19 protein-coding genes and 1 pseudogene are annotated in these 20,445 nt (G+C 70.6%); 14 read left to right on the top strand and 6 right to left on the bottom strand.

Features of this window, described 5'->3' with window-relative positions:
- Positions 1-19: 19 nt before the first annotated feature.
- The gene (locus tag DJ73_RS09820) at positions 20-1,366 is read right to left on the bottom strand and encodes an MFS transporter (RefSeq protein ID WP_094557861.1); all 1,347 of its coding nucleotides are present in this window, start codon (positions 1,364-1,366) and stop codon (positions 20-22) included.
- Positions 1,367-1,544: 178 nt separating this feature from the next.
- Here DJ73_RS09820 and DJ73_RS20960 point away from each other — a divergent pair, with 178 nt between their 5' ends.
- A complete protein-coding gene (locus tag DJ73_RS20960; protein WP_254921630.1) occupies positions 1,545-1,676 on the top strand; it encodes a hypothetical protein in 132 nt (43 codons plus the stop codon).
- Here the strand turns inward: DJ73_RS20960 and DJ73_RS09815 are convergent, their stop codons facing one another.
- Entirely contained in the window at positions 1,677-3,845 is a 2,169-nt protein-coding gene (locus DJ73_RS09815; RefSeq protein ID WP_094557860.1) for a caspase family protein, read from the bottom strand.
- Positions 3,846-4,047: 202 nt separating this feature from the next.
- Between DJ73_RS09815 and DJ73_RS09810 the strand changes: the two genes are divergently transcribed.
- From DJ73_RS09810 to DJ73_RS09800, 3 genes are all read left to right on the top strand, one after another.
- Positions 4,048-5,004: a succinylglutamate desuccinylase/aspartoacylase family protein gene (locus DJ73_RS09810; protein ID WP_094521878.1), complete on the top strand. Its 957-nt coding sequence runs from the start codon at positions 4,048-4,050 to the stop codon at positions 5,002-5,004.
- On the top strand, positions 5,004-6,323 hold the full coding sequence (locus tag DJ73_RS09805; RefSeq protein ID WP_094557859.1) for a pyridoxal-phosphate dependent enzyme: 1,320 nt from the start codon (positions 5,004-5,006) through the stop codon (positions 6,321-6,323). Before DJ73_RS09810 ends, DJ73_RS09805 begins: the two co-directional genes overlap by 1 nt.
- Positions 6,324-6,413: 90 nt before the next feature.
- Positions 6,414-7,319 (top strand): ketopantoate reductase family protein, encoded by a 906-nt coding sequence (locus tag DJ73_RS09800; protein WP_094557858.1) that lies wholly within the window; start codon positions 6,414-6,416, stop codon positions 7,317-7,319.
- A 101-nt stretch (positions 7,320-7,420) separates the two neighbouring features.
- On the opposite strand, the gene DJ73_RS09795 is transcribed toward DJ73_RS09800, so the two are convergent.
- Complete coding sequence (locus tag DJ73_RS09795; protein WP_094521881.1) at positions 7,421-7,642, bottom strand: hypothetical protein; 222 nt, start codon at positions 7,640-7,642, stop codon at positions 7,421-7,423.
- Between the two features lie 264 nt (positions 7,643-7,906).
- Between DJ73_RS09795 and DJ73_RS09790 the strand changes: the two genes are divergently transcribed.
- The 3 genes from DJ73_RS09790 to DJ73_RS09780 are packed head-to-tail and all read left to right on the top strand — an operon-like array spanning position 7,907 to position 11,161.
- On the top strand, positions 7,907-8,755 hold the full coding sequence (locus DJ73_RS09790; protein ID WP_094521882.1) for a CBS domain-containing protein: 849 nt from the start codon (positions 7,907-7,909) through the stop codon (positions 8,753-8,755).
- Positions 8,756-10,540, top strand: coding sequence for a glycine--tRNA ligase (glyS, locus tag DJ73_RS09785; protein ID WP_094521883.1), 1,785 nt, complete (start codon positions 8,756-8,758; stop codon positions 10,538-10,540).
- A 3-nt stretch (positions 10,541-10,543) separates the two neighbouring features.
- Entirely contained in the window at positions 10,544-11,161 is a 618-nt protein-coding gene (locus DJ73_RS09780) for a dolichol kinase (RefSeq protein WP_094521884.1), read from the top strand.
- A gap of 508 nt (positions 11,162-11,669) precedes the next feature.
- On the opposite strand, the gene DJ73_RS09775 is transcribed toward DJ73_RS09780, so the two are convergent.
- A complete protein-coding gene (locus DJ73_RS09775; RefSeq protein ID WP_094521885.1) occupies positions 11,670-11,819 on the bottom strand; it encodes a 50S ribosomal protein L40e in 150 nt (49 codons plus the stop codon).
- A 96-nt stretch (positions 11,820-11,915) separates the two neighbouring features.
- On the bottom strand, positions 11,916-12,185 hold the full coding sequence (locus DJ73_RS09770) for a co-chaperone YbbN (RefSeq protein ID WP_008002506.1): 270 nt from the start codon (positions 12,183-12,185) through the stop codon (positions 11,916-11,918).
- A gap of 147 nt (positions 12,186-12,332) precedes the next feature.
- Here DJ73_RS09770 and DJ73_RS09765 point away from each other — a divergent pair, with 147 nt between their 5' ends.
- From DJ73_RS09765 to hisE, 3 genes are all read left to right on the top strand, one after another.
- The gene (locus DJ73_RS09765) at positions 12,333-12,497 is read left to right on the top strand and encodes a preprotein translocase subunit Sec61beta (RefSeq protein ID WP_094521886.1); all 165 of its coding nucleotides are present in this window, start codon (positions 12,333-12,335) and stop codon (positions 12,495-12,497) included.
- Between the two features lie 83 nt (positions 12,498-12,580).
- Positions 12,581-13,174: a pyridoxal 5'-phosphate synthase glutaminase subunit PdxT gene (pdxT, locus tag DJ73_RS09760; RefSeq protein WP_094521887.1), complete on the top strand. Its 594-nt coding sequence runs from the start codon at positions 12,581-12,583 to the stop codon at positions 13,172-13,174.
- Positions 13,171-13,500, top strand: coding sequence for a phosphoribosyl-ATP diphosphatase (hisE, locus tag DJ73_RS09755; protein WP_094521888.1), 330 nt, complete (start codon positions 13,171-13,173; stop codon positions 13,498-13,500). The genes pdxT and hisE overlap by 4 nt, the downstream gene beginning before the upstream one ends.
- 18 nt (positions 13,501-13,518) lie before the next feature.
- Here hisE and DJ73_RS09750 read toward each other — a convergent pair whose 3' ends face one another.
- Positions 13,519-13,923: a hypothetical protein gene (locus tag DJ73_RS09750; RefSeq protein WP_094521889.1), complete on the bottom strand. Its 405-nt coding sequence runs from the start codon at positions 13,921-13,923 to the stop codon at positions 13,519-13,521.
- A gap of 171 nt (positions 13,924-14,094) precedes the next feature.
- On the opposite strand from DJ73_RS09750, the gene DJ73_RS09745 reads away from it, so the two are divergent.
- The 4 genes and pseudogenes from DJ73_RS09745 to DJ73_RS09730 all read left to right on the top strand — a co-directional run.
- Complete coding sequence (locus DJ73_RS09745) at positions 14,095-16,344, top strand: hypothetical protein (RefSeq protein WP_094557857.1); 2,250 nt, start codon at positions 14,095-14,097, stop codon at positions 16,342-16,344.
- A gap of 119 nt (positions 16,345-16,463) precedes the next feature.
- On the top strand, positions 16,464-19,184 hold the full coding sequence (leuS, locus tag DJ73_RS09740; RefSeq protein WP_094557856.1) for a leucine--tRNA ligase: 2,721 nt from the start codon (positions 16,464-16,466) through the stop codon (positions 19,182-19,184).
- A gap of 151 nt (positions 19,185-19,335) precedes the next feature.
- Positions 19,336-20,070: a TIGR00266 family protein gene (locus DJ73_RS09735; protein ID WP_141211935.1), complete on the top strand. Its 735-nt coding sequence runs from the start codon at positions 19,336-19,338 to the stop codon at positions 20,068-20,070.
- 108 nt (positions 20,071-20,178) lie between these two features.
- Positions 20,179-20,445 (top strand): annotated as a pseudogene (locus tag DJ73_RS09730) (kynureninase); the annotation flags it as partial.

Genomic DNA, 20,445 nt, shown 5'->3' with positions numbered 1-20,445 from the left:
ACCACCGCTCCGCCGACGGTCAGGCGTACGCGTCGTACTCCTCGCCGAACAGCGCGAAGTAGGCCACGCCGACGAGCCCGATCGCGCTCGCGAGCCCGAACGCGACGACGGGATCCCCCGCGACGGAGAGCCCGGTTCCCGGCACCGAGAACCCGCCGTAGATCAGGCCGCCGAGCGCCGCGCTCGGGATGACGACCGCGTTGCGGAGGAGGTAGTACGACCCCGAGACGCGACCGCCGGTGTCGCGCTCTGCGGGGCCGACGATCAGCGCCTTGTGCGCGGGGAGCCCCGCGAACCGGAGGCCGGAGAACGCGAACAGCGCGACGACGAGCGGCGCGGTCAGGGGCGTGTCGGCGGGGACGTTGATGAGCAGCGCCGGGAACGCCGCGTACACGAGGAAGCCGAGCGCGACGACCGGCTTGAGCCCCACCCGCTCCGCGGCGCGCGCCGCGGGCGGCATAGAGACGAGCGCGACCGACATCTCGATCGCCAGCAGCACGCCGAAGAAGGCCGCGGGCGACAGGGAGAGGGGGCCGACGTCGAGGCCGACCTCGAGGAACTGCGTGATCACGATGACGAAGAACACGTACACCATTCCGTTCGCGAACCGCACGAGCGTGTCGCCGACGAGCAGCGGGCGGAGTTCGGGCGGGAGGCTCCGGAGGTCCTCGACCACCTCGCTTACCCCCTCGAACTCCTTGCCGAGCGTGTCCTCGCTCGCGTCGTAGAGCGTGTGTTGGAGCGCGGTGGCGACAACGCCGAACAGGAGCGCCACCGCGAGCACGTACTGGAAGCTCACGGTGAAGTCGGCCGCGTACTGGATGATCCCCGCCGCGATCAGCGGGCCGATCAGGAACGCGGTCCGGCGGAACACCTCGGTGCTCGCGAACCCGCGCGCCAGCCGCTCCGGCGGCACCGACTGCTTGACGATCGCGAACGTCGCGCCGAGCCCGAACGACTTCCACGCCTGCGCTAAGAATAGCCCGACGAAGATCCAGATCCACGGCTCGAAGACGACGCCCGCGAACCGCACGGTCCCGAGGGTCGGCGCGACGAGCCACACGCCGAACCCGAGGCTCGATAACAGTCCGAACAGCGTGAGCGCGAGCCGCGACCCGATCCGGTCCGAGAGCCGCCCGCCCGGGTACGGGTACACCGCGCCGATGACGTTTCCGACGGTCCCGAACAGCCCGATGACGAACGCGCTCGCCCCCAACGCGGACATGTACTCGGGGACGTACCGGTTCGTCATCTGGAAGCCGAGGCTGAACGCGAACATCGCGAGCGACAGGACGAGCACGTCCCGCCGCAGCGAGAGGAACTGACGGAACGGGTCGAGGAGGTCGACGTCGTCCGCCTTTCCCATGCTGATAACTGCGCCGAAACGCCCTTTAATACACCGATGATACGGCCGAGCGAGGCGGTGCGGCGCCGATCGGCTCGATCGTTGCCGAGTTTGTTTATAACTCTTGAGTATTCAAATATCAGGAAATGGTTGGCGCACAATAATGTGTGATTTAATTACATGCGATATCTTGTGTAATATGCACGAAAGTGTTGCAGAATACGTGGCAGAGCACCCGAAGATGGCCGGCGTCCTGTTCACCGCGCTCCTCCTGCTGACGCAGGCGGCGCCCGCGGCGGCGGGCGCCCTCTCGTCGACCGCCGGGCCGTAATCAGTCGAATTCGTCACTCCAGACGAGTCCCGATTCGGTAAAGACCGGAAGCACCTCAAGATTGAGAAACGTCTTGAGTTCCGACTCACGTACATTTTGCAGATCGATATTACTCGGGACGTAGTAGTTAGCCGTATCCGATCCGGTGTTCGGAGTCGTCAGCGTTCCAACGCCGTAAGGGCCGTTCGGGTACGTTTTGATCGAGAAGTCCCACGGTGGCCCACCGTTGTGCACCTCGACGACTGCAGCCGTCCCGCTCTGGCTCTGACAGATCGTCGTCCCACCGTCGCCGACGACGATATACTGGTAGCCGGTGATCAGTTCGCGCTTCGCGACGTTCAGCGCGGTCCGGAGATTGAAGCCGCCGTTCATCAGCCGGGCGATGATGCGACCGAGCTGCGTCGCGGGGGAGTTCGCCACGTCGGAGAGAGTGACGATGCCGCCGCGGGAACCGCGGTGGACCAGCGCCTCGCCCTGCCGGTACGACTGGCAGGCGTTGAGCAGGAAGGCGCTGATGCCGACGTCGAGGTCCTCGTCGGTCAAGTCGAGGTACTCGTCGGTACACTGCATCCCGCGGTGGTCGACGTGGCCGACGTAGTGGAGGAAGTCGACGTCGGACTCGAGGACGTCGCGCATCTCCGCGCGGGTGAGGTCGTGGCGCACCTCGATGTCGAACTGGACCATGTCGCGGAGGCCGTACAGGTCCGCGACCTCGCCCTCCTCGCGCATCTGCTCGTCGTTGCAGACGACGAGCACGGAGATCCGCGACTGCTCGACCTGACCGGCCTCCAGCCGGCGGTAGTACGCGTCGAGGGTGGCCTTGTTGGCGTCGAGCGGGACCCCCTCGCCGACCCACGCGTGCTCGACGGTGTCGACCGGTTCCGGCTGCACGAAGTCGGCGTCCGCGGGGACCGCGCTGCGGTCGGTCGAGGCGTCGGCGCCGCGGGAGACGCCGGCGTCGGCGCCGCGGACGGGTTCGGTTCCGGCACCGCCACGGACGGGCTCGGTCCCGGCGCCGCCACGGACGAACTCGTCGGGACCGAGCGGCGCCGAGCGCGGAGCCGAGTCGGCGCCCGAACCGCGGAAGAGCCCGACGCCGCCGCCCTCGCCCGCGGTCACCGGGGTGACCGTCTCGGGAGACCGGACGACCGACAGCTCCCCGGCGACGAACGGGAGCATCTCGACGTTCTCGGGATCGGGGCGCACGTCGGTCGTCAGCGTCCACTGCGGGAGTTCGGGCTCGACCCGCCGGAACGGTACGTCGAGGTACTCGCCCAGCCGCTCCGCGAGCGGCAGGTCGTACAGGCGGCCCCAGTCGAGGTCCAGGTCCGTCGTCTCGCGCTCGTGGAGGTCGACCGGGTAGAACCCCTCGGTGCGGGCGAGGCAGTCGAAGTGGAACGACTGCCGGAGCGCCTCGGCGGCCCGGCGCTCGAAGTCCGGCTCCAGCGGGTGGCTCCAACCGTCGCCCTCGATCCGGGGCGCGTCCCCGGGGACGACGTCGGCCGCGAAGTAGTACGCCAGCGAGACGATCGGGTAGAGGTGCTCGTAGGTCGGCGGCACGACGATCCGGACCCCGGAGTCGGGCGGTTCGATCCGGTCCGGGACGCGGAGCTCGTCGCCCGCCTCGATCAGCGGCGGGTGCCCCCGGAGGGTGGGGAACGACCGCTCCGGGCTCGTCGTCTGGAGCGCGGAGCCCAGCAGCGACACGGCGTCCATCAGCGACTCGGGATCGGTCGGCGTCTCGATCGTCCCGGCGGGCACCTGGTGGAGCGAGCGGAACCCGAGCGCGACTTCGGCGGGGGCATCGAGGTCGATCCGGGTGGTTCGGTCCGTCGTCGACACCGAGAAGCCGGACTCGAAGGCGAGGTAGAACTTGGTCGGCGCGGGGTCGATCCCGACATGGTACTGGTCCGACGGCATCGCGTAGGAGTCGCCCCGAGTGAGGAGGGTCCCGTCGCCGGCGCGCGTCTCGACGATGGTGACCCGGGGGATCTCGACCGACGCGGTCTCGACGGTGACGCTGGCGTCGACCGGGAAGTAGTGCGCCTGCTCGGGGGTCGCGACCGGGTCGACCGCCCGGTCGGTGTACACCTCGAACTGGGTGTTCTCGATGTGGTCCGTGACCGTGAGTCCGGCGTCGGCAGACAGCGGGTCGATGTCGATGCTCATGTGTGTGGGACCGCACCCGACCGCCGGCCGGGGTGCCGGATCGCCGGGGGCGGGTCCGGCGCGACGGAGCGCGTGCCGGTCCCGGGCGCCCGGCGAACGCGGCGCTCGGTACCGGTTTGTTGACCGAGACGGCGATAAAGCTTGTGTCGGTGAATCGCCGTGGACCGAACGGATAAAGGGGCGCCCGACCCACATTCGCGTAATGATCACGCTTGGAACGGCCCGCGCCCCGCCGGGCGAGACGGACACGGGCCGTCTCGAAGTGGGGGAGACGCGGGACGGGAGCCCCGTGCGGCTGCCGGTCGCCGTCATCAACGGCGCGACGGACGGAGAGACGCTGTACGTGCAGGCGGTCAGCGACGGCGACGAGCTCAACGGGCTCGGGGTCGTCAACCGCGTCGTCCCGCGGATCGACCCGACGGAGCTGTCCGGCGCGGTCCTCGTCGTCGGCATCGTCAACTACTTCGGCTTTCAGGTCGCGGAGCATCGGAACCCGATCGACGACCGGAAAATGAACCGGGGGTACCCCGGCGACGAGGACGGGACGACGAGCGAGCGGATCGCCCACGCGACGTTCCAGGCGGCGAAGCGCGCGGACCTCATCTTAGACCTCCACCAGGGATCGACCAGCCGGATGATAAACGAGACGCGGGTGCGGTGCGGAATTCGCCATCACCTCCACGGCGACTGCCTGGAGCTCGCGAAGGTGTTCGGCTGCGGGCACGTCCTCGACATCAAGGGCCCGGACGGTCAGCTCGCGCGGGCCGGGCCGGAGCACGGGATCCCGACGATCGACCCCGAGCTCGGCGGCGCCGTCGGCTGGGACGAGGAGTCGATCCGATACGGCGTCGATGGGGTGTTCAACGTGCTCCGGCACTACGGCTTCCTCGACGGCGGCGCCGACGTCGAACGGCAGGTCCGGGCGCGCGGGTTCGACCAGTACGGGTCCCCCGCGGGCGGGCTCGTCAGATTCGAGCGCGACCTCGGCGAGCGCGTCGAGGCCGGCGACGCCCTCTTCGAAGTGACGGACACCTTCGGCGAGCTGAAAGGGCGCGTGACCGCCGACGCCGACGGGATCTTCTGGCGGACCAGGCGGCTCCCGCAGGTCGCCGCCGGCGAGTACGTCTGCTCGGTCGGCACCAACGTCGACCGCTACTGATGCGGACCGACGACGACCAGACGGGACCGGACGCGGGGGAAGCGAGCCCGGGAGGAGACGACGCCCCCGAGCGACTCGCCTGCCCCGAGTGCGGTCGGACCGTCGCCGACCGGTGGCGTTGCGAGTGCGGCGCCCCCCTGAACTTCGCCGACCCGCCGATTCCGGATCGCCCGGCCCCGGACGCCGAAGCGGGCGAGACCCTCGACACGGGCGCCGGGCTCTGGGCGTTCGCGGCGTTCCTCGCCGTCGGCGACGACCCCGCCGACCGGGTGACGCTCGGCGAGGGGATGACCCCGCTCGTCGACGCCGACGGGCCGCGGGGCGACGCCGACGGGCCGCGGGGCGAATCGAACGGTTCGCGGGGCGACACCGGGCCCGACGGAGCGGAGTGGAACGCCGAGTTCAAGCTGGAGTACGTCTTCCCCACCGGATCGTTCAAGGACCGAGGCGCGACGACGACGCTCACGCGCGCCCGGGAGCTCGGCGTCGACCGCGTCGTCGAGGACTCGTCCGGCAACGCCGGCGCGGCGATCGCGACGTACGCGGCCCGGGCGGGGATCGACGCCGCGGTGTACGTGCCGGCCGACGTCAAGGAGTCGAAGCTCCGCGCGATCCGCCGCGCCGGGGCGGATCCGGTCCGGATCGAGGGCGGTCGGAGCGACGTGACCGACGCCTGCGTCGCCGCGCTCGGTGGAGGCGGCAAGGGCGACGCGGGCAGTGAGGACGGCGAGGGCGACGCGGGCGAAGGTGGCGGAGGTCCCGGCGCCGCCGCGTGGTACGCCAGCCACGCCTGGAACCCGGCCTTCTTCGAGGGGACGGCCACGGTCGCCTACGAGATCGCTCGCCAGCGCGGCTGGGAGGCCCCGGACGCGGTCGTCACGCCGCTCGGCCACGGCACCCTGTTCCTCGGCGCGTACCGGGGGTTCCGGCGGCTCGAACGCGCCGGCTGGATCGACGCGGTCCCGCGGTTGTTCGGCGCGCAGGCGGCCGGGATCGCCCCGATCGTCCGGGAGCTGCACGGGCCGGAGGCCGCCCACCCCGACGGACGCGTCAACGCGGCGGCCGACGGGATCCAGATCGCGGAGCCGGTTCGGAAAGGGGAGATCCTCGACGCCGTCGCCGAGACCGGCGGCGACGCGCTCGCGGTGACGGAGTCGGCGGCGGAGCGCGAGCTCGACCGGCTCCACCGGGCGGGCTTCTACACCGAGCCGACCTGCGCCGTCGCGCCGACCGCGCTCCGGGCGCTCCGCGAGCGCGGGACCCTCGCGGCCGACGACGACGTCGTCGTCCCCCTGACCGGGAGCGGGCTGAAAGGGTGACGGGCGGCGAGTGCTGACGGGCGGCGAGTTCCCGACGCGGTGGCCCGCGCCACCGCCACTCCTTTTCAGTCGCGTCCCGTGGTACCGCGCATGGAGGTCCTCGTCTACGGCGCCGGCGCGCTCGGCAGCCTGATCGGCGGGCTGTTGGCCCGGAGCCACGACGTCACCCTCGTCGGGCGCGACCCGCACATGCGGCGGATCCGGGAGGACGGGCTCCGGATCGACGGGGAGATCGACGAGCGCGTCCGTCCGCGGGCGCTCACCGACGGGACGCACCGCGCCGCCGATCTCGCCGTGGTCACGACGAAGGCGTACGACACCGACGCGGCGGCGCGGGCGCTCGCGACCGGCGAGTACGACGCGGTCTGCTCGCTGCAGAACGGGCTCACGGAGGATCGGCTCGTCGCCGCGCTCGACCCGACCGTGCTCGCCGGCACCGCGAGCTACGGCGCCCTGCTCGCCGAGCCCGGACGGGTGACGTGTACGGGGATCGGCGAGGTCGTCGTCGGCTCGCTCGCCGGCGGTCGGGACCCCCTCGCGGAGCGCGTCGGTGCCGCGTTCGACGAGGCCGGGATCGAGACGACGGTCGCCGCGGACATGCCCCGACGCCGGTACGAGAAGCTCGCGGTCAACGCGGGGATAAACGGCCCCTCCGCGCTCGCGCGCCTCACCAACGGCGCGACGCTCGACGGGCCGGGCGGCGAGGTGGCGCGCGAGGCGGCCCGCGAGGTGGCCCGCGTCGCGCGCGCCGACGGCGTTGATCTCGGCGAGGACGAGGCGGTCACCGCCGTCGAGCGCGTCGCCGACGAAACCGCGGCCAACCGCTCGTCGATGCACGAGGACGTCGCCGCGGGGCGTCGGACCGAGGTCGACGCGATCTACGGCGCCGTCGCCGACCGCGCCGACCGCTTCGGGGCCGCGGCGCCGACGTGTCGGACGATCGCGTCGCTGATCCGCGCGTGGGAACTGGGCGAAGGGCTCCGGGAATCCGCGTGAAAAATATCCGAGAATCCGCGTGACTGCGGCCGGGAGTCGCTGGTGAACGGGGCGGCGCGGGACAGCCGGAAGGCCGTCGATACCGTCGAGCGACTACCGAGTCAGCACCACTCCTCGAGGACGGTCGCGTCGGTCTCGTCGACCGAGACCCACGCGTTCTCCCGCGAGACGTCCGCGATCACCAGCTCCGATCGCGACGCGGACGAGTCGATCGACGCCATGATGTCCGGCGAATCGTCGGCGTCGAGCGTCGGGTCCGCGGGCAGCGCGGTCCGACGGTGATCGGGGTCCGGGTCGTCCCAAGGAGTGGAACTCCGTGACATGATTGTCAATTGTTCACAGTACGTATAAGCGTTCCGAACCGAAGCCGACCGCAGTCGGCGAATTCCCGGTTCGATCGAGCGGATCGACGGCGAATCCGGGATAGAACCGTCGATCGGACGGCCCGGGGCGCCGGTCGGGCGTCGATCCGACGGATCGGTCGGATAGTTGTCGGATACGTGACGCCGTTCGAGCGCCGACCCGCGGCCGCGCCGTCTCCGACCACCTTCGCAGTATACAAGAGGTGCCACGCTGAAAGACGGTGCATGAACGTGTCAGACGCCATGACGCCGCGGTCGGATCTCGTCGTCGTCGAGATTCCCGGGAGCCGGAACGACGTGCTGGAGTACATCCAGGAGTACGGCTTCTCCTCGGTCCCCGTCGTGAAGGACGTCGACGGCGACGAGGTGTACCGCGGCCTCGTCACTCGCGACGACCTCATCGAGCAGCCGGACGAAGACCAGCTCGCGCTGCTGATGCGGGAGGTCCCGACGATCGGCGCGGACGAGGACCTCGTCGACGCCGCGGCCACGATGGTCGCCGAGCGCTCCCGCCGCCTCCCCGTCGTCGACGGCGACGAGCTCGTCGGCATCCTCACCGTCACCGACGTGGTGCGGGCGATCGCCCGCGGCGAGATCAACGGGGGCACCGAGGTCGGCGAACTCGCGACCGAGGCGGTCAACGCGACCCACACCGAGACCCCGCTGCCGGTCGCCGAGCGGGAGATCGGCCTCGCGAACGTCCCCTACGCGGTCGTGCTCGACGACGACGCCGCGATCGCCGGCATGCTCACCGAGGTCGACATTCTCGAGGTCGCCCGCGTCGTCGAGGGCGAGGCGAGCACGGGCGACTCGATCGCCGAACAGGACTCCGAGTGGTCCTGGGAGGGTATCAAGGCCACCGGCGCGCGCTACCTCCCGACCCGCAACGTGGAGCTCCCGGCGGAGGCGGCGCGCCACTTCATGACGGAGGACCTCGTCACGGTCAGCGGCACCCGGACGGCGAAGGAGGTCGCACAGGAACTCATCAGCAACGACATCGAGCAGGTTCCCCTGGTCAACGGGACCGATCTCAACGGTATCGTGCGCGACGTCGACCTGCTGGAGGGCCTCTAGATGGCCGCGGACGACCTCGTCGAACTGGCGAAGCGACGGGGCTTCTTTTTCGGCTCGAACGGCGCGTACGGGGGGACGGCCGGCTTCTACACGTTCGGTCCGCAGGGCGCGGCGCTGAAGCGGAACCTCGAGGACGCGTGGCGCGACCGGTTCACCATCCGCGAGGGGAACCGCGAGATCGAGGCGCCGACGGTGATGCCGGAGGCCGTCTTCGAGGCGTCCGGCCATCTCGAGGGGTTCGACGACATGCTCGTCGAGTGCGGCGAGTGCGGCGAGTCCCACCGCGCCGACCACCTCGTGGAGGCCGTCACGGAGATCGAGGACGCCGAGGCGCTCCCCGGCGACGAGGTCGAGGACCTCATCGCGGACAACGAGATCGCCTGCCCCTCCTGTGGCACCCCGCTCGCCGGCGAACCCGTCGAGGACTTCAACCTCATGTTCGCGACCGACATCGGCCCGGGCGACGGCCAGCCCGGCTACCTCCGGCCGGAGACGGCCCAGGGGATCTTCGTCGAGTTCCCGCGACTGAAGGAGTACGCCCGCGGGAACCTCCCGTTCGGGATCACCCAGATCGGACCCGCCTACCGCAACGAGATCTCGCCGCGCGGCGGGCTCCTCCGCCTGCGCGAGTTCACGCAGGCCGAGCTGGAGCAGTTCATCGACCCGGAGGAGGACGAACCCCCGCTGGACCGCGTCCGCGACGTCGACGTCCGGCTGTACCCGGCGACCGAACAGGAGGCCGAGGACGGCGAGTACGTCGAGACGACGGTGGGCGAGGCGGTCGACGAGGGCGTCATCGGCTCCCCGTGGGTCGGCTACTACCTCGGCGTCGCCAAGGCGTGGTACGAGCGCGTCGGCGTCGACACCGACCGGTTCCGGTTCCGCCAGCACCTCGCGGGCGAGCGCGCCCACTACGCGGCCGACTGCTGGGACGCCGAGAGCGAGGTCGACGGCGACTGGATCGAGATCGCCGGCTTCTCGTACCGCTCCGACTACGACCTCTCGAAGCACGGCGAGTACGGCGACGACTCGTTCACCGTGTTCAAGCGCTACGACGAGCCGAAGACGGTCGAGCGCGCGACGGTCGACCCCGACATGTCAGTCCTCGGTCCCGAGTTCGGCGGCGACGCCGGCGCGGTCGCCGCGGCGCTGGAGACGCTCGCCGAGCGCGACCCCGACGCCTTCCACGGCGAGACGGTCGCGGTCGACGTGAACGGTGAAAGGCATGAAGTCGACGTCGACGTCGCGAACTTCGCCGTCGAGGAGACCACCGAGAGCGGCGAGCACATCACCCCGCACGTCGTCGAGCCGTCCTTCGGCGTGGGCCGCACCGTCCAAACGCTCCTCGCGCACTCGTATCGCGAGGACGAGGTCGACGACGAGGCGCGGACGTACCTCTCGCTGGAGCCCGAGATCGCGCCCCAAGACGCGGCGGTATTCCCGCTGGTGACGAACGACGACCGGCTCGTCGACCTCGCGGACCGGGTCGCGGGCGACCTGCGCGCGGCCGGCCTCGCGGTGGCGTACGACGACTCCGGCTCGATCGGGCGGCGCTACCGCCGCCAGGACGAGGTCGGAACGCCGTTCTGCGTCACGATCGACCGCGACGGGATCGAGGGGGACGGCCCCGACACCGTCACCGTCCGCGAGCGCGACTCGGCCGCGCAGGTCCGGGTCCCCGCCGACGACCTGGCCGGCGAGTTGGCCGCGCTCCGCGCGGGCGAGTCGTTCGACGCGCTGCGGGACCGGTACCAGAGCGTCGAGACGGACGTCGAGACCAACTGACCCGTGCCCCTTCCGGCGGCGGAGTGGCGGGCCGACGTGGAGTTCGAGCGGCGGCTGGTCCACTCCGGGGGGACCCTCTACCCGGTGCCGTACCTGCTCGGCTGGTTCACGTGGACGGAGACGCGCTACTTCCTCCTCGCCGCGCTCGCCGTCGTCCTCACGCTGGAGTTCCTCCGGCTCGTCGTCGGGCTCGACCACTGGCTCTACCGGAAGCTCACCCGGGAGTACGAGACCGACGCGCTCGCCGGCTACGCGCTGTACCAGGTGAGCATGACCGGCGCGGTCCTCCTCTTGGAGCCGACCCTGGCGATCCCCGCGATGTGGATGCTGTCGGTCGGCGACCCCGTCAGCGGCGCGCTGGGGGACAACGAGGCCACCGAGGCGAAGCGGCCCGCCGCGTGGGTCGCGATGTTCCTCGTCTGCTTCGGGCTCGCCGTTCCGTTCACCATCCCCGCCTTCGGCCCCGACGTCGGCGTCGTCGTCGCGGGCGCGGGCGCCGCCCCCGCCGCGGTCGCGGACGGCCTCCCACCGATAATCCGTGGCGTCGCCGTCGACGACAACCTCACCATCCCGCCCGCCGCCGCCGGCGGGATGCTCCTCGCGCTCGCGGTGGTGGGGTAGGCACAGCGCGGATCACGGCGCGGATCACGGCTCGGCAACGAGCGAAGAGCGAGGAGCGAGGAACGCAGAGGGCGTTTATATACAAACGCGGCGGTGGCGCGTGCCGATGAGCGCCCGGAGGGCGCGAATCGCACGCGCGAGGGAGTCGGACCGGCGCGACCGCGCCGGTCCGACGAGGCTGGGGAGGCGTGAGGTGCGGTCGTGGTGCGGGGCGGGACTCAAAGGGGCAGCCGCGAGGCGGGCGCAGGCGACGGAAGCACCGCAGGGAACGAACGAAGTGAGTGACCGAGGAGCGCAACGAGCGTGCGCCCGCCTCGCGGCTGGGGCTTTGGAGGTGTTCAACGCGTCAACAACGACTTATAACCGAGCGGCTGGGGCTTTGGAGGTGTTCATCGCGACGTCAACGAGAGCAACGATCGATACCCGATCAACGGAGAGATGACCAGACAGATTGCACCCGCGGCTACCGAACAAACGGGTCGCAGAGAACGAATGAGGGGACGACCGCTTACGTGGCGCGGCGTTCCGTCGCCTTCGGGCGGAGGTTCTTGTAGCCGCACTTGCGGCAGCGCTTCGCGTCGGGGGCGTTGCGGGCGTTACAGCGCATGCAGATCTGCCGGTCGAGGTTGCGGCGTTCCGCGGCGTCGAAGCTGGCCATACGGCTACTGTCGCGGCGACGCTGTAAAAGGTTGCGAGACGCGGCGGCGGGTCGGCGGTACCCCGGACCGCCGAAACCGAACGGGCGGTCCGAGCCTCAGGCGCCGGCCTCGGACAGCGCGGCCTCGATGTCCTCGCGCTGGGTGACGCCGACGAAGCGGTCCACGACGCCGTCGTCGTTCTCGATGATCAGCGTCGGGAGCGAGCGGACCTGGTACTGGTTGGCGACGTCCTGCTCCTCGTCGACGTTCACCTTCTGGAGCTCGAAGGCGTCGCCGAGGTCCTCCTGGATCTCCTCCAGGATCGGGTCCTGCGTCTTACACGGGCCGCACCAGTCAGCGTGAAAATCCAGCAGTCGAACAGTCATTATCCGACCGGTTCTACCGGCGGACCGCGCATAAGGGTTTCCCACTCGGCGATACGCGGGGGCTGTCGGATTCGGCTCGCCGGCCGCGGCCGAGGCTCGTCGGCCGCGAGCGAAACGTTTAGAACGCCGCGCGGGTCACTGACGAGTATGAGCAGTGGCTCCAACTCCGGCGGGCTGATGTCCAGTGCGGGACTGGTCCGCTACTTCGACAACGAGGACCGGAACGCGATCTCGATGAGTCCCAAGACCGTCCTCGCGTTCTGCGTCCTCTTCGGCGTCTTCGTGCAGATCCTCTCGCTGACGGTCGCCTAACGGTCCGACGTCTCCGTTCGAACACTTCCCGCCGGCTGACCGGTAGCGCGCCCTTTTTGCCCGTCCCCGACCGAGTGAGTGACATGAAAGCAGGCGTCATCGCCGTGCAGGGCGACGTGGCCGAGCACGCCGCCGCCGTCCGGAACGCCGCGGCCGCTCACGACGAGTCCGCCGAGGTCGTCGAGGTCCGCGACGCCGGTATCGTGCCGAACTGCGACGTGCTCCTCATGCCGGGCGGGGAGTCGACGACCATCTCGCGGCTGATCCACCGAGAGGGGATCGCCGCGGAGATCCGCGAGCACGTCGCGAGCGGGAAGCCCGTGCTCGCCACCTGCGCCGGCCTCATCGTCTGCTCGCGGGACGCGAAGGACGACCGCGTCGACGCGCTCGAACTCGTCGACGTCTCCGTCGACCGCAACGCGTTCGGTCGGCAGAAGGACTCCTTCGAGGCGAAGATGCCGGTAACCGGTCTCGACGAGCCGTTCCACGCCGTCTTCATCCGCGCGCCGCTCATCGACGAGGTCGGCCCGGACGTCGAGGTGCTCGCGACCGTCGACGGCCGCCCGGTGGCCGTTCGCGACGGCCCCGTCGTCGCCACCGCGTTCCACCCGGAGCTCACCGACGACCCGCGGATCCACGACCTCGCCTTCTTCCCCGATCGCGAGGTGGTCGCGTGAGCGACCCCGAGACCGACGCGCGAGAGGACCCCGACGCCCCGCCCGAGGCCGTCCTCGACGAGCTGTTCGCCACCATCGCGTCCCGGAAGGCGGAGCTCCCCGAGGGCTCGTACACGGCCTCGCTTTTTACCCACGAGAAGGGCGAGAACGCCGTCTTAGAGAAGATCGGCGAGGAGTCGACCGAGGCCATCCTCGCGGCGAAGGACGACGATCTCGACGAGCTCACCGCCGAGAGCGCCGACCTCGTCTATCACCTGCTGGTGCTGCTCGCGATGAAGGATCTCGACCTCGACGACCTCCGCGGCGAGCTCCGCGAGCGGTTCTGACCGCCCACTGCTCGCCGCCTACCGCTCCCGTTCCAGCTCGCGGTCGATGTCGTCGAGCTCCTCCGTCTCGAGCTCGCTGGCGATCCGGCGCTCGAACTCCGCCTCGCTGATCTGTCCCTCGACGTACTGCTGGCGGAGGCGGTCCTGCCTGCTCTCCGAGGCGTCACCGGACGCGGTCGACGAGCTCGACCGCGACGCGCCGATCGAGTCCGAGTTCGCGGTCGGGTCGTCGCTCCCGAGGAACCAAGAGCCCGCCTTGTACGCGACGTACGCGAGCCCGGCGAGAACGGCGAGCGTGACGACCCCCGAGATCACCGCCCACGCGATGCTGAGGATCGCCGAGACGACGGAGACGAGGACGCTGACGCCGATGAGGACCGCCAACGCGACCGCGCCGTAGTAGAGGGCCTTCTTGCCGTCCATACCGAGGAGTCACGGGTCCGAGCGCAAATACCTTCTCCCGGGCTCGTCTGAGTGGCGGGCCCCTCGGCGTCAGAAGACTTATTCGATGCTACGGTCGTAAGTCAGTGAAATGAATCAGGAGCCGCGAGCGGCGACGATAGATACGGCCTCGGTCCGCGGGGAGGACCGCCCGTGACCGGGGAGCCGGATCCGGACGCCGACCGGCGGACCGTCGGTCGGCGGACCGTCCTCGGCGCGCTCGCGGGCGCCGGGAGCGCCGCGGTCGCCGGCTGCTCCGGCTCCGAGGCAGACGACGCCGCGACCGCCGGGTTGGAATCGGACCGGCTCGACGAGCTCGCGGCCCGGTTCGCGCCGACGCTGTACTTCGATTCGGCGGAGCCGTGGTTCCCCACGGACCCGCGCCCGTACGCGACCGAGGAGGACGGCGAGACGGTGGTCGACGGCTTCGCGGCGTTCGACGGCTACCACGAGCGGTACGACGAGGCCGGCGAGCCGCCGAACCCCACCGTGTTCTACAACGGGGTCCGGTACGAGGACTCCCCGCTCGCGGTCGTTCAGTTCTGGTTCTACTCCGCGTTCGACCAGTTCACCGCGAACTTCCACTGGCACGACTGGGAGGTGCTCCACGTCTTCGTCGACCTCGACACCGGCGACCCCCAGCTGTACGTCGCCAGCTCGCACTCCCGGAGCGTCCCGAACAACGAGTTCCTCGACCCCGACCCCGACGTGGTCCCGCGGATCCTCCACGAGCTCGGCTCGCACTCCAGCACGCTCTCGGTCAACGAGATCCCCGACCGGTTCCAGCGGGTCGGCGAGGACGGGCTGCTCGCGGACATCACCAACACGACGATCGACACCGTCGAGGACCTCCTCGGGATCCCGATCGCGTACGGCCTTCCCCGCGACGAGGGGGCCCGGCTCCCCTTCGTCGTCCCCGAGTACGAGGGCGAGCCGATCTACGAGCACCCAGACCTCCCGTCCGTCACCGAGGAGTCGCTGGTCGACGGGGCGCTGAGCGTCCGATCGCTCGACGCCCTGCGGTCGCCCCCGAGCGACCTCCCGCTCCGGGAGACGGGGATCGCGTTCCGCCACGCCGACCGCGAGGACGCGCTCGCGGACGAGACCGTCGACGAGGTCGTCGGCTACGAACTCGTCGAGAGCGCCGAACTGGAGGGGATATCGGCGTTCACCGGGCCGCAGCTCAGCTTCGAGTTCGCCGTCCCCGAGGCGGTCGAGGACGCCGTCGCGAGCCACATCACGACCACCGGCGTGCCGTGGGAGCAGCCGCGCTACGAGAACCCCGCGCTCGACGTCACGGCCGGGAACCACCGCGCCGAGCTCGCCGACCGATACGACGCCATCGCCGGCGACGCGGAAGTCGGCGGCGACGCCGCGGGCGCGCTCGACGCGGTCGTCGCCCGCGTGACGCGGGCGACCGAGACCGACGAGGCCCCCGACGGCGAGGGGCTGACGACGGCCGACGCGGGCGTCGAGTCGTTCGTCCTGATCGAGAGCGACCCCGAGGCGGTCCCGACGTTCGCGGGCGGGATCGCGGTCGCGAACGGCGTCCCCGAGGGCGACCACCGGCTGACGGTGAACGGCGCGGGGCGGGCGCCGCACAGCGAGGAGCTGACGGTCTCGGCTGACGAGCCAGTGACGGCCGCCGGCGTCGACGGCGAGATCCCGCTCGTCGCCCGCGAGGACGCGCGGAAGGTGGAGCTCTCGGACGAGGAGAGCGACGTCGACCTGACGCGGACGGCGATCGAGGACGACTTCGCCGGTCGGATCTACGACTCCGCGATCGACGGGAGCGACGCGGCCTACGTCCACGCCGGCGGCGCGTACACGACCGAGGTCCGCGACGCCGACGACGAGGTCGGCGCGTACCGGGTCAACCCGGACCCGCCGGGCTCGGAAGGCGATGACGGCGAGGATTCGGACGACGGCGAGGGGCGATCGCCGATCCGGATCGACCGCCCGGAGACCGGGGCGGCCCCGCTCGCCGGCTACGTCGCCGACGTGGCCGAGGAGACCCGCGCCGCGGTCGCGGCCGCGGCGGCGGAGGGCGGCGACGGAGACGGCGATGACGACGACGGGAGCGACGACACAGGTGGCGGGAGCGGGACGAGCGGCGGCGGAGGCGGTTCGGGCGGCGGCCCGTCGAACGCGGTGAACGGGCTCGAACGCGCGCTCGCGGCCGCGGTCGACGCCGCGGAGCGGGCCGAGGAGCGCGCCCGCGAGGGCGACGGCGAGGGGACGGAGCGTCAGCTGGCGAACGTGCTCGACCGGATCGCGCGGATCGAGGAGCGACTCGCGGCGGCGCGCGAGGGGCTCCCGCCCGGGCTCGCGAACGCGACCGGGAAGCGGGTCGAGCAGGCGACGAAGCGCGTCGAGCAGGCGCGGAACGCCGGGAAGCTGTAGGGCGAGCGGTCGGTTTCCTTCCCGGAACCGGCCGATTCGCGCCCACGAGGCGGTGTGTCACACCGCACCAGTGGATGGAAAGCTATACGACGCCGACCCGACCACGAGTATATAAGCAGATGTCTCAGGAGGGTTACGACCACACCGCGGTCGAGAATCGGTGGCAGGAGGCGTGGGAGGACGCCTCCGTGTATCACACGCCGGACGAGGCCGACGACCCCACCTACGTGCTGGGGATGTACCCGTACCCGTCGGGGAAGCTCCACATGGGCCACGTCCGCAACTACACCATCACGGACGCGTACGCCCGGTACCGCCGGATGCGCGGCGACGACGTGCTCCACCCGATGGGATGGGACGCGTTCGGGCTCCCCGCCGAGAACGCCGCCAAGGAGCGCGACACCAACCCCCGCGACTGGACGTTCGACTGCATCGACACGATGAAGGGCCAGATGAAGTCGATGGGGTTCGGCTACGACTGGGAGCGGGAGATCACCACCTGCACGCCGGAGTACTACAAGTGGAACCAGTGGCTGTTCAACCGCTTCGCCGACGCCGACCTCGTGGAGCGGCGCGACGCCGAGGTGAACTGGTGTCCCTCCTGCGAGACGGTCCTCGCCGACGAGCAGGTCGAGGGCGACGCCGAGCTGTGCTGGCGCTGCGACACGCCCGTCGAGACCCGCGACCTCGACCAGTGGTTCCTGAAGATAACCGAGTACGCCGACGAGCTGCTGGAGGCCATCGACGACCTGGAGGGGTGGCCCAACTCGGTGCGCCAGATGCAGCGGAACTGGATCGGCCGGCAGTACGGGACGACGCTGGACTTCGAGGTGAGCGAGGCGCGGAGCGCCTCGAACGGACGCGGCGAGGGAACCGAGCCGCGGGAGTACGGCCCCGTCGAGGCGTTCACCACCCGCGTCGACACCGTCCACGGCGCGACGTTCTTCGCGCTGGCGCCGGACCACCCGATCAGCGAGGAGCTTGCCGCCGAGGACGACGCCGTCCACGAGTTCGTCCACCACGAGGCCGACCCCGAGGGCGACGAGCCGAACGGCGTCGAGACCGACCTCACGGCCACGAACCCGGCCACGGGCGAGGAGATCCCCGTCTTCGTCGCCGACTTCGTCCTCTCGGACGTGGGGACGGGCGCGCTGATGGCGGTGCCCGCGCACGACGAGCGCGACCACGCCTTTGCGACGAAGATGGGCGTCGAGATCCGGCCGGTCGTCGCGCCGGAGCCAGACGACTGGGACGGCGAGACGGTTCCGGACGCGCCGGACGTGAGCGAGGCGGCGTTCACCGACGACGGCGTCCTCATCGACTCCGGCGAGTACAGCGGTCTCGACAGCGAGACGGCCCGCGAGCGGCTCACCGCGGACATCGAGAGCGCCGCGGAGAGCGCCCAGTACCAGCTGCGCGACTGGGGCATCTCCCGCCAGCGCTACTGGGGCACCCCGATCCCGGTCGTCCACTGCGACGACTGCGGCCCGGTGACGGTCCCGGACGAGGACCTGCCCGTCGAACTGCCGGAGTTCATCAACACGACCGGGAACCCGCTCGACGCCGCCGAGGAGTGGAAGGCGACGACCTGTCCGGAGTGCGGCGAGCCGGCCGCCCGCGAGACCGACACGATGGACACGTTCGTCGACTCCTCGTGGTACTTCCTGCGCTACGTCTCGCCGGGCCTGGACGACGCGCCCTTCGACTTAGAGCGCGCGAACGACTGGATGCCGGTCGACCAGTACGTCGGCGGCATCGAGCACGCCGTGATGCACCTGCTGTACTCCCGCTTCTTCACCAAGGTGTTGGCCGACGAGGAGGGGCTGGAGCACCGCGAGCCGTTCACGAACCTGCTGGCGCAGGGGATGGTCCAGCTGGAGGGCGAGAAGATGTCCAAGTCGAAGGGGAACGTCGTCTCCCCGCAGCGCATCGTCGACGAGTACGGCGCCGACACGGCCCGGCTGTTCATGATGCAGGCGGCCCAGCCCGAGCGCGACTTCGACTGGTCCGAGGAGGGCGTCCGGTCGACCCACCGCTTCCTGGCGCGGCTGACGGACCTTGTCGAGGGGTACGCCGCGGGCGCGGCGGAGACCGCACCCCCTGACGCCGACCGCGACACGGTCGACGACTACGTCGCCGACGAGGTCGACGCCGCCGTCGCCATCGCGGGCGACGAGTACGACGACCTCACGTTCAACGTCGCGCTCCGCGAGGCGCAGGACCTCGTGGGGACGCTGCGGAGCTACCGCGGGCACGCGGACCCGGACCCGGACACCTACGAGCGCGGGCTCGACGTCGCCGTCCGCCTGCTCGCGCCGGTCGTCCCGCACCTCGCCGAGGAGCTGTGGGCGACGCTGGGTCGCGACGGCTTCGTCGTCGAGGCCGACTGGCCGACCGCGACGGTCGACCGCGAGACGGTCGAGAAGCGGCGCCGACTGGTGACCAACACCCGCGGGGACGTGCGCGACATCGTCGAGGTCGCCGGCATCGAGGACCCCGAGCGGATCGACGTCGTCGTCGCGCCCGACTGGAAGTACGACGCGCTGGAGGTCGCGATCGACAGCGACGCGGACAACCTCATCTCGGAGCTGATGGCGGAGAGCCACATCCGGGAGCGGGGCGACGACGCCGCCTCCTACGGCCAGGACCTGCAGGCGAACCGCGAGGCGCTGCAGGAGACCCTGTCGGGCGACGAGGAGTACGAGGCGCTGCGCGCGGCCTCGTGGCTGATCGAGCGCGAGTTCGACGCCCCGGTCCGCGTCGAGCGCGCCGCGGACGCCGACGACGCGGTGGTCCGGAAGGCCGAGCCCGGCCGGCCCGCGATCGACATCGTCGAGTAGGGGTCCGGCTCTCGTCCGGCAGACGGCGTCCGAACTGCCGCCGGGCGCAGACGCCCGACCGGTCGATGCCGGCCGGCGTTCTCGACGCGGAACATCACTGGTTAGTGACACCAATCCAATGTAAAAATACGTAAATTATCTATGATAGTGTGTGAATATCACGCACGAGATGCAGTACACCATCGAGAAGGGTCCGAGCTACGCGGTGTTGCGAACGACCATGGACCGAGACGACCGACTCATGGCCGAGACCGGGGCGATGATAAGCCGGAGCGAGAGCGTCGACGCGGACGCCGAGGTGGGCGGCGGTGAAGGGGTCGGCGGGATCATCAAGTCGGCGATCAGTTCGAGTCAGGACGTGGTGGAGAACGCCTTCGAGGCGACGGCGGACGGGGCCGAGATCACGCTGGCGCCCGACCATCCGGGTGACGTCTTCGCTGTCGACGTCGGCCGAGACGGGCCGATCAAGGTCAATTCGGGGGCGATCCTCGCGTGGGAGCCGACCGTCGAGCGGTCCACGGCGTTCAACGACGCGCAGGGCTTCTTCTCCTCGGGAAGCCTCCGCGTCCTCGAACTGTCGGGAACCGGGCAGTGCTTCCTCTCGGCGTACGGCTCGATCGTCGAGACGGACGTGAAGCCCGACGATCCGACGGTGGTCGACACCGATCATCTGATCGCGTGGACGGACGGCCTCGCGGTCTCCAGAGAGACGGACGGCACGATCAAGTCGGCGGTGCTCGGCGGCGAGGGGCTCGTCTCGAAGTTCTCCGGCGAGGGCCGCGTGTGGATCCAGACGCGCAACCCGGCGGTGTTCCGGACGACCACCGGTGGAGAAAGCGGCGAGGACGAGGGGGACGCGGGCATGGGCGTCGAAGACTTCCTCTGATCGCGTCGATACTGTCTCCCCACCGCCGAGACGCCCCGCGCCAGGGTTTCGACCGGAAATCCGCGCCCGCCCCGGAAACGATTAGTCGGCGGCGCCACCCGATCGGGTATGGACGATCCCTACGCCCCGGCCCGCGACGCCCTCGCCGGCGACGGGCTGGCCGGCGACGCGGCCGACGGCGACGCGCCCGGCTTCGACGGTGCCGACCCGGCCGTCCTCGCCGCTCGCCTCGACGAGGCCGATCCGCTCTCCTCGTTCGCCGACCGGTATCACGTGCCCGGCGACCGCCTGTATATGGACGGCAACTCGCTCGGCCCCGCGAGCGACGCCGCCCTCGCGAGCGTCGACCGCGTCGTCGACGAGTGGCGCGAGCTG

The organism is Halorubrum sp. Ea1, assembly GCF_002252965.1.
GTDB lineage: Archaea > Halobacteriota > Halobacteria > Halobacteriales > Haloferacaceae > Halorubrum.
This window is presented reverse-complemented; position numbering and strand designations above follow the sequence as displayed.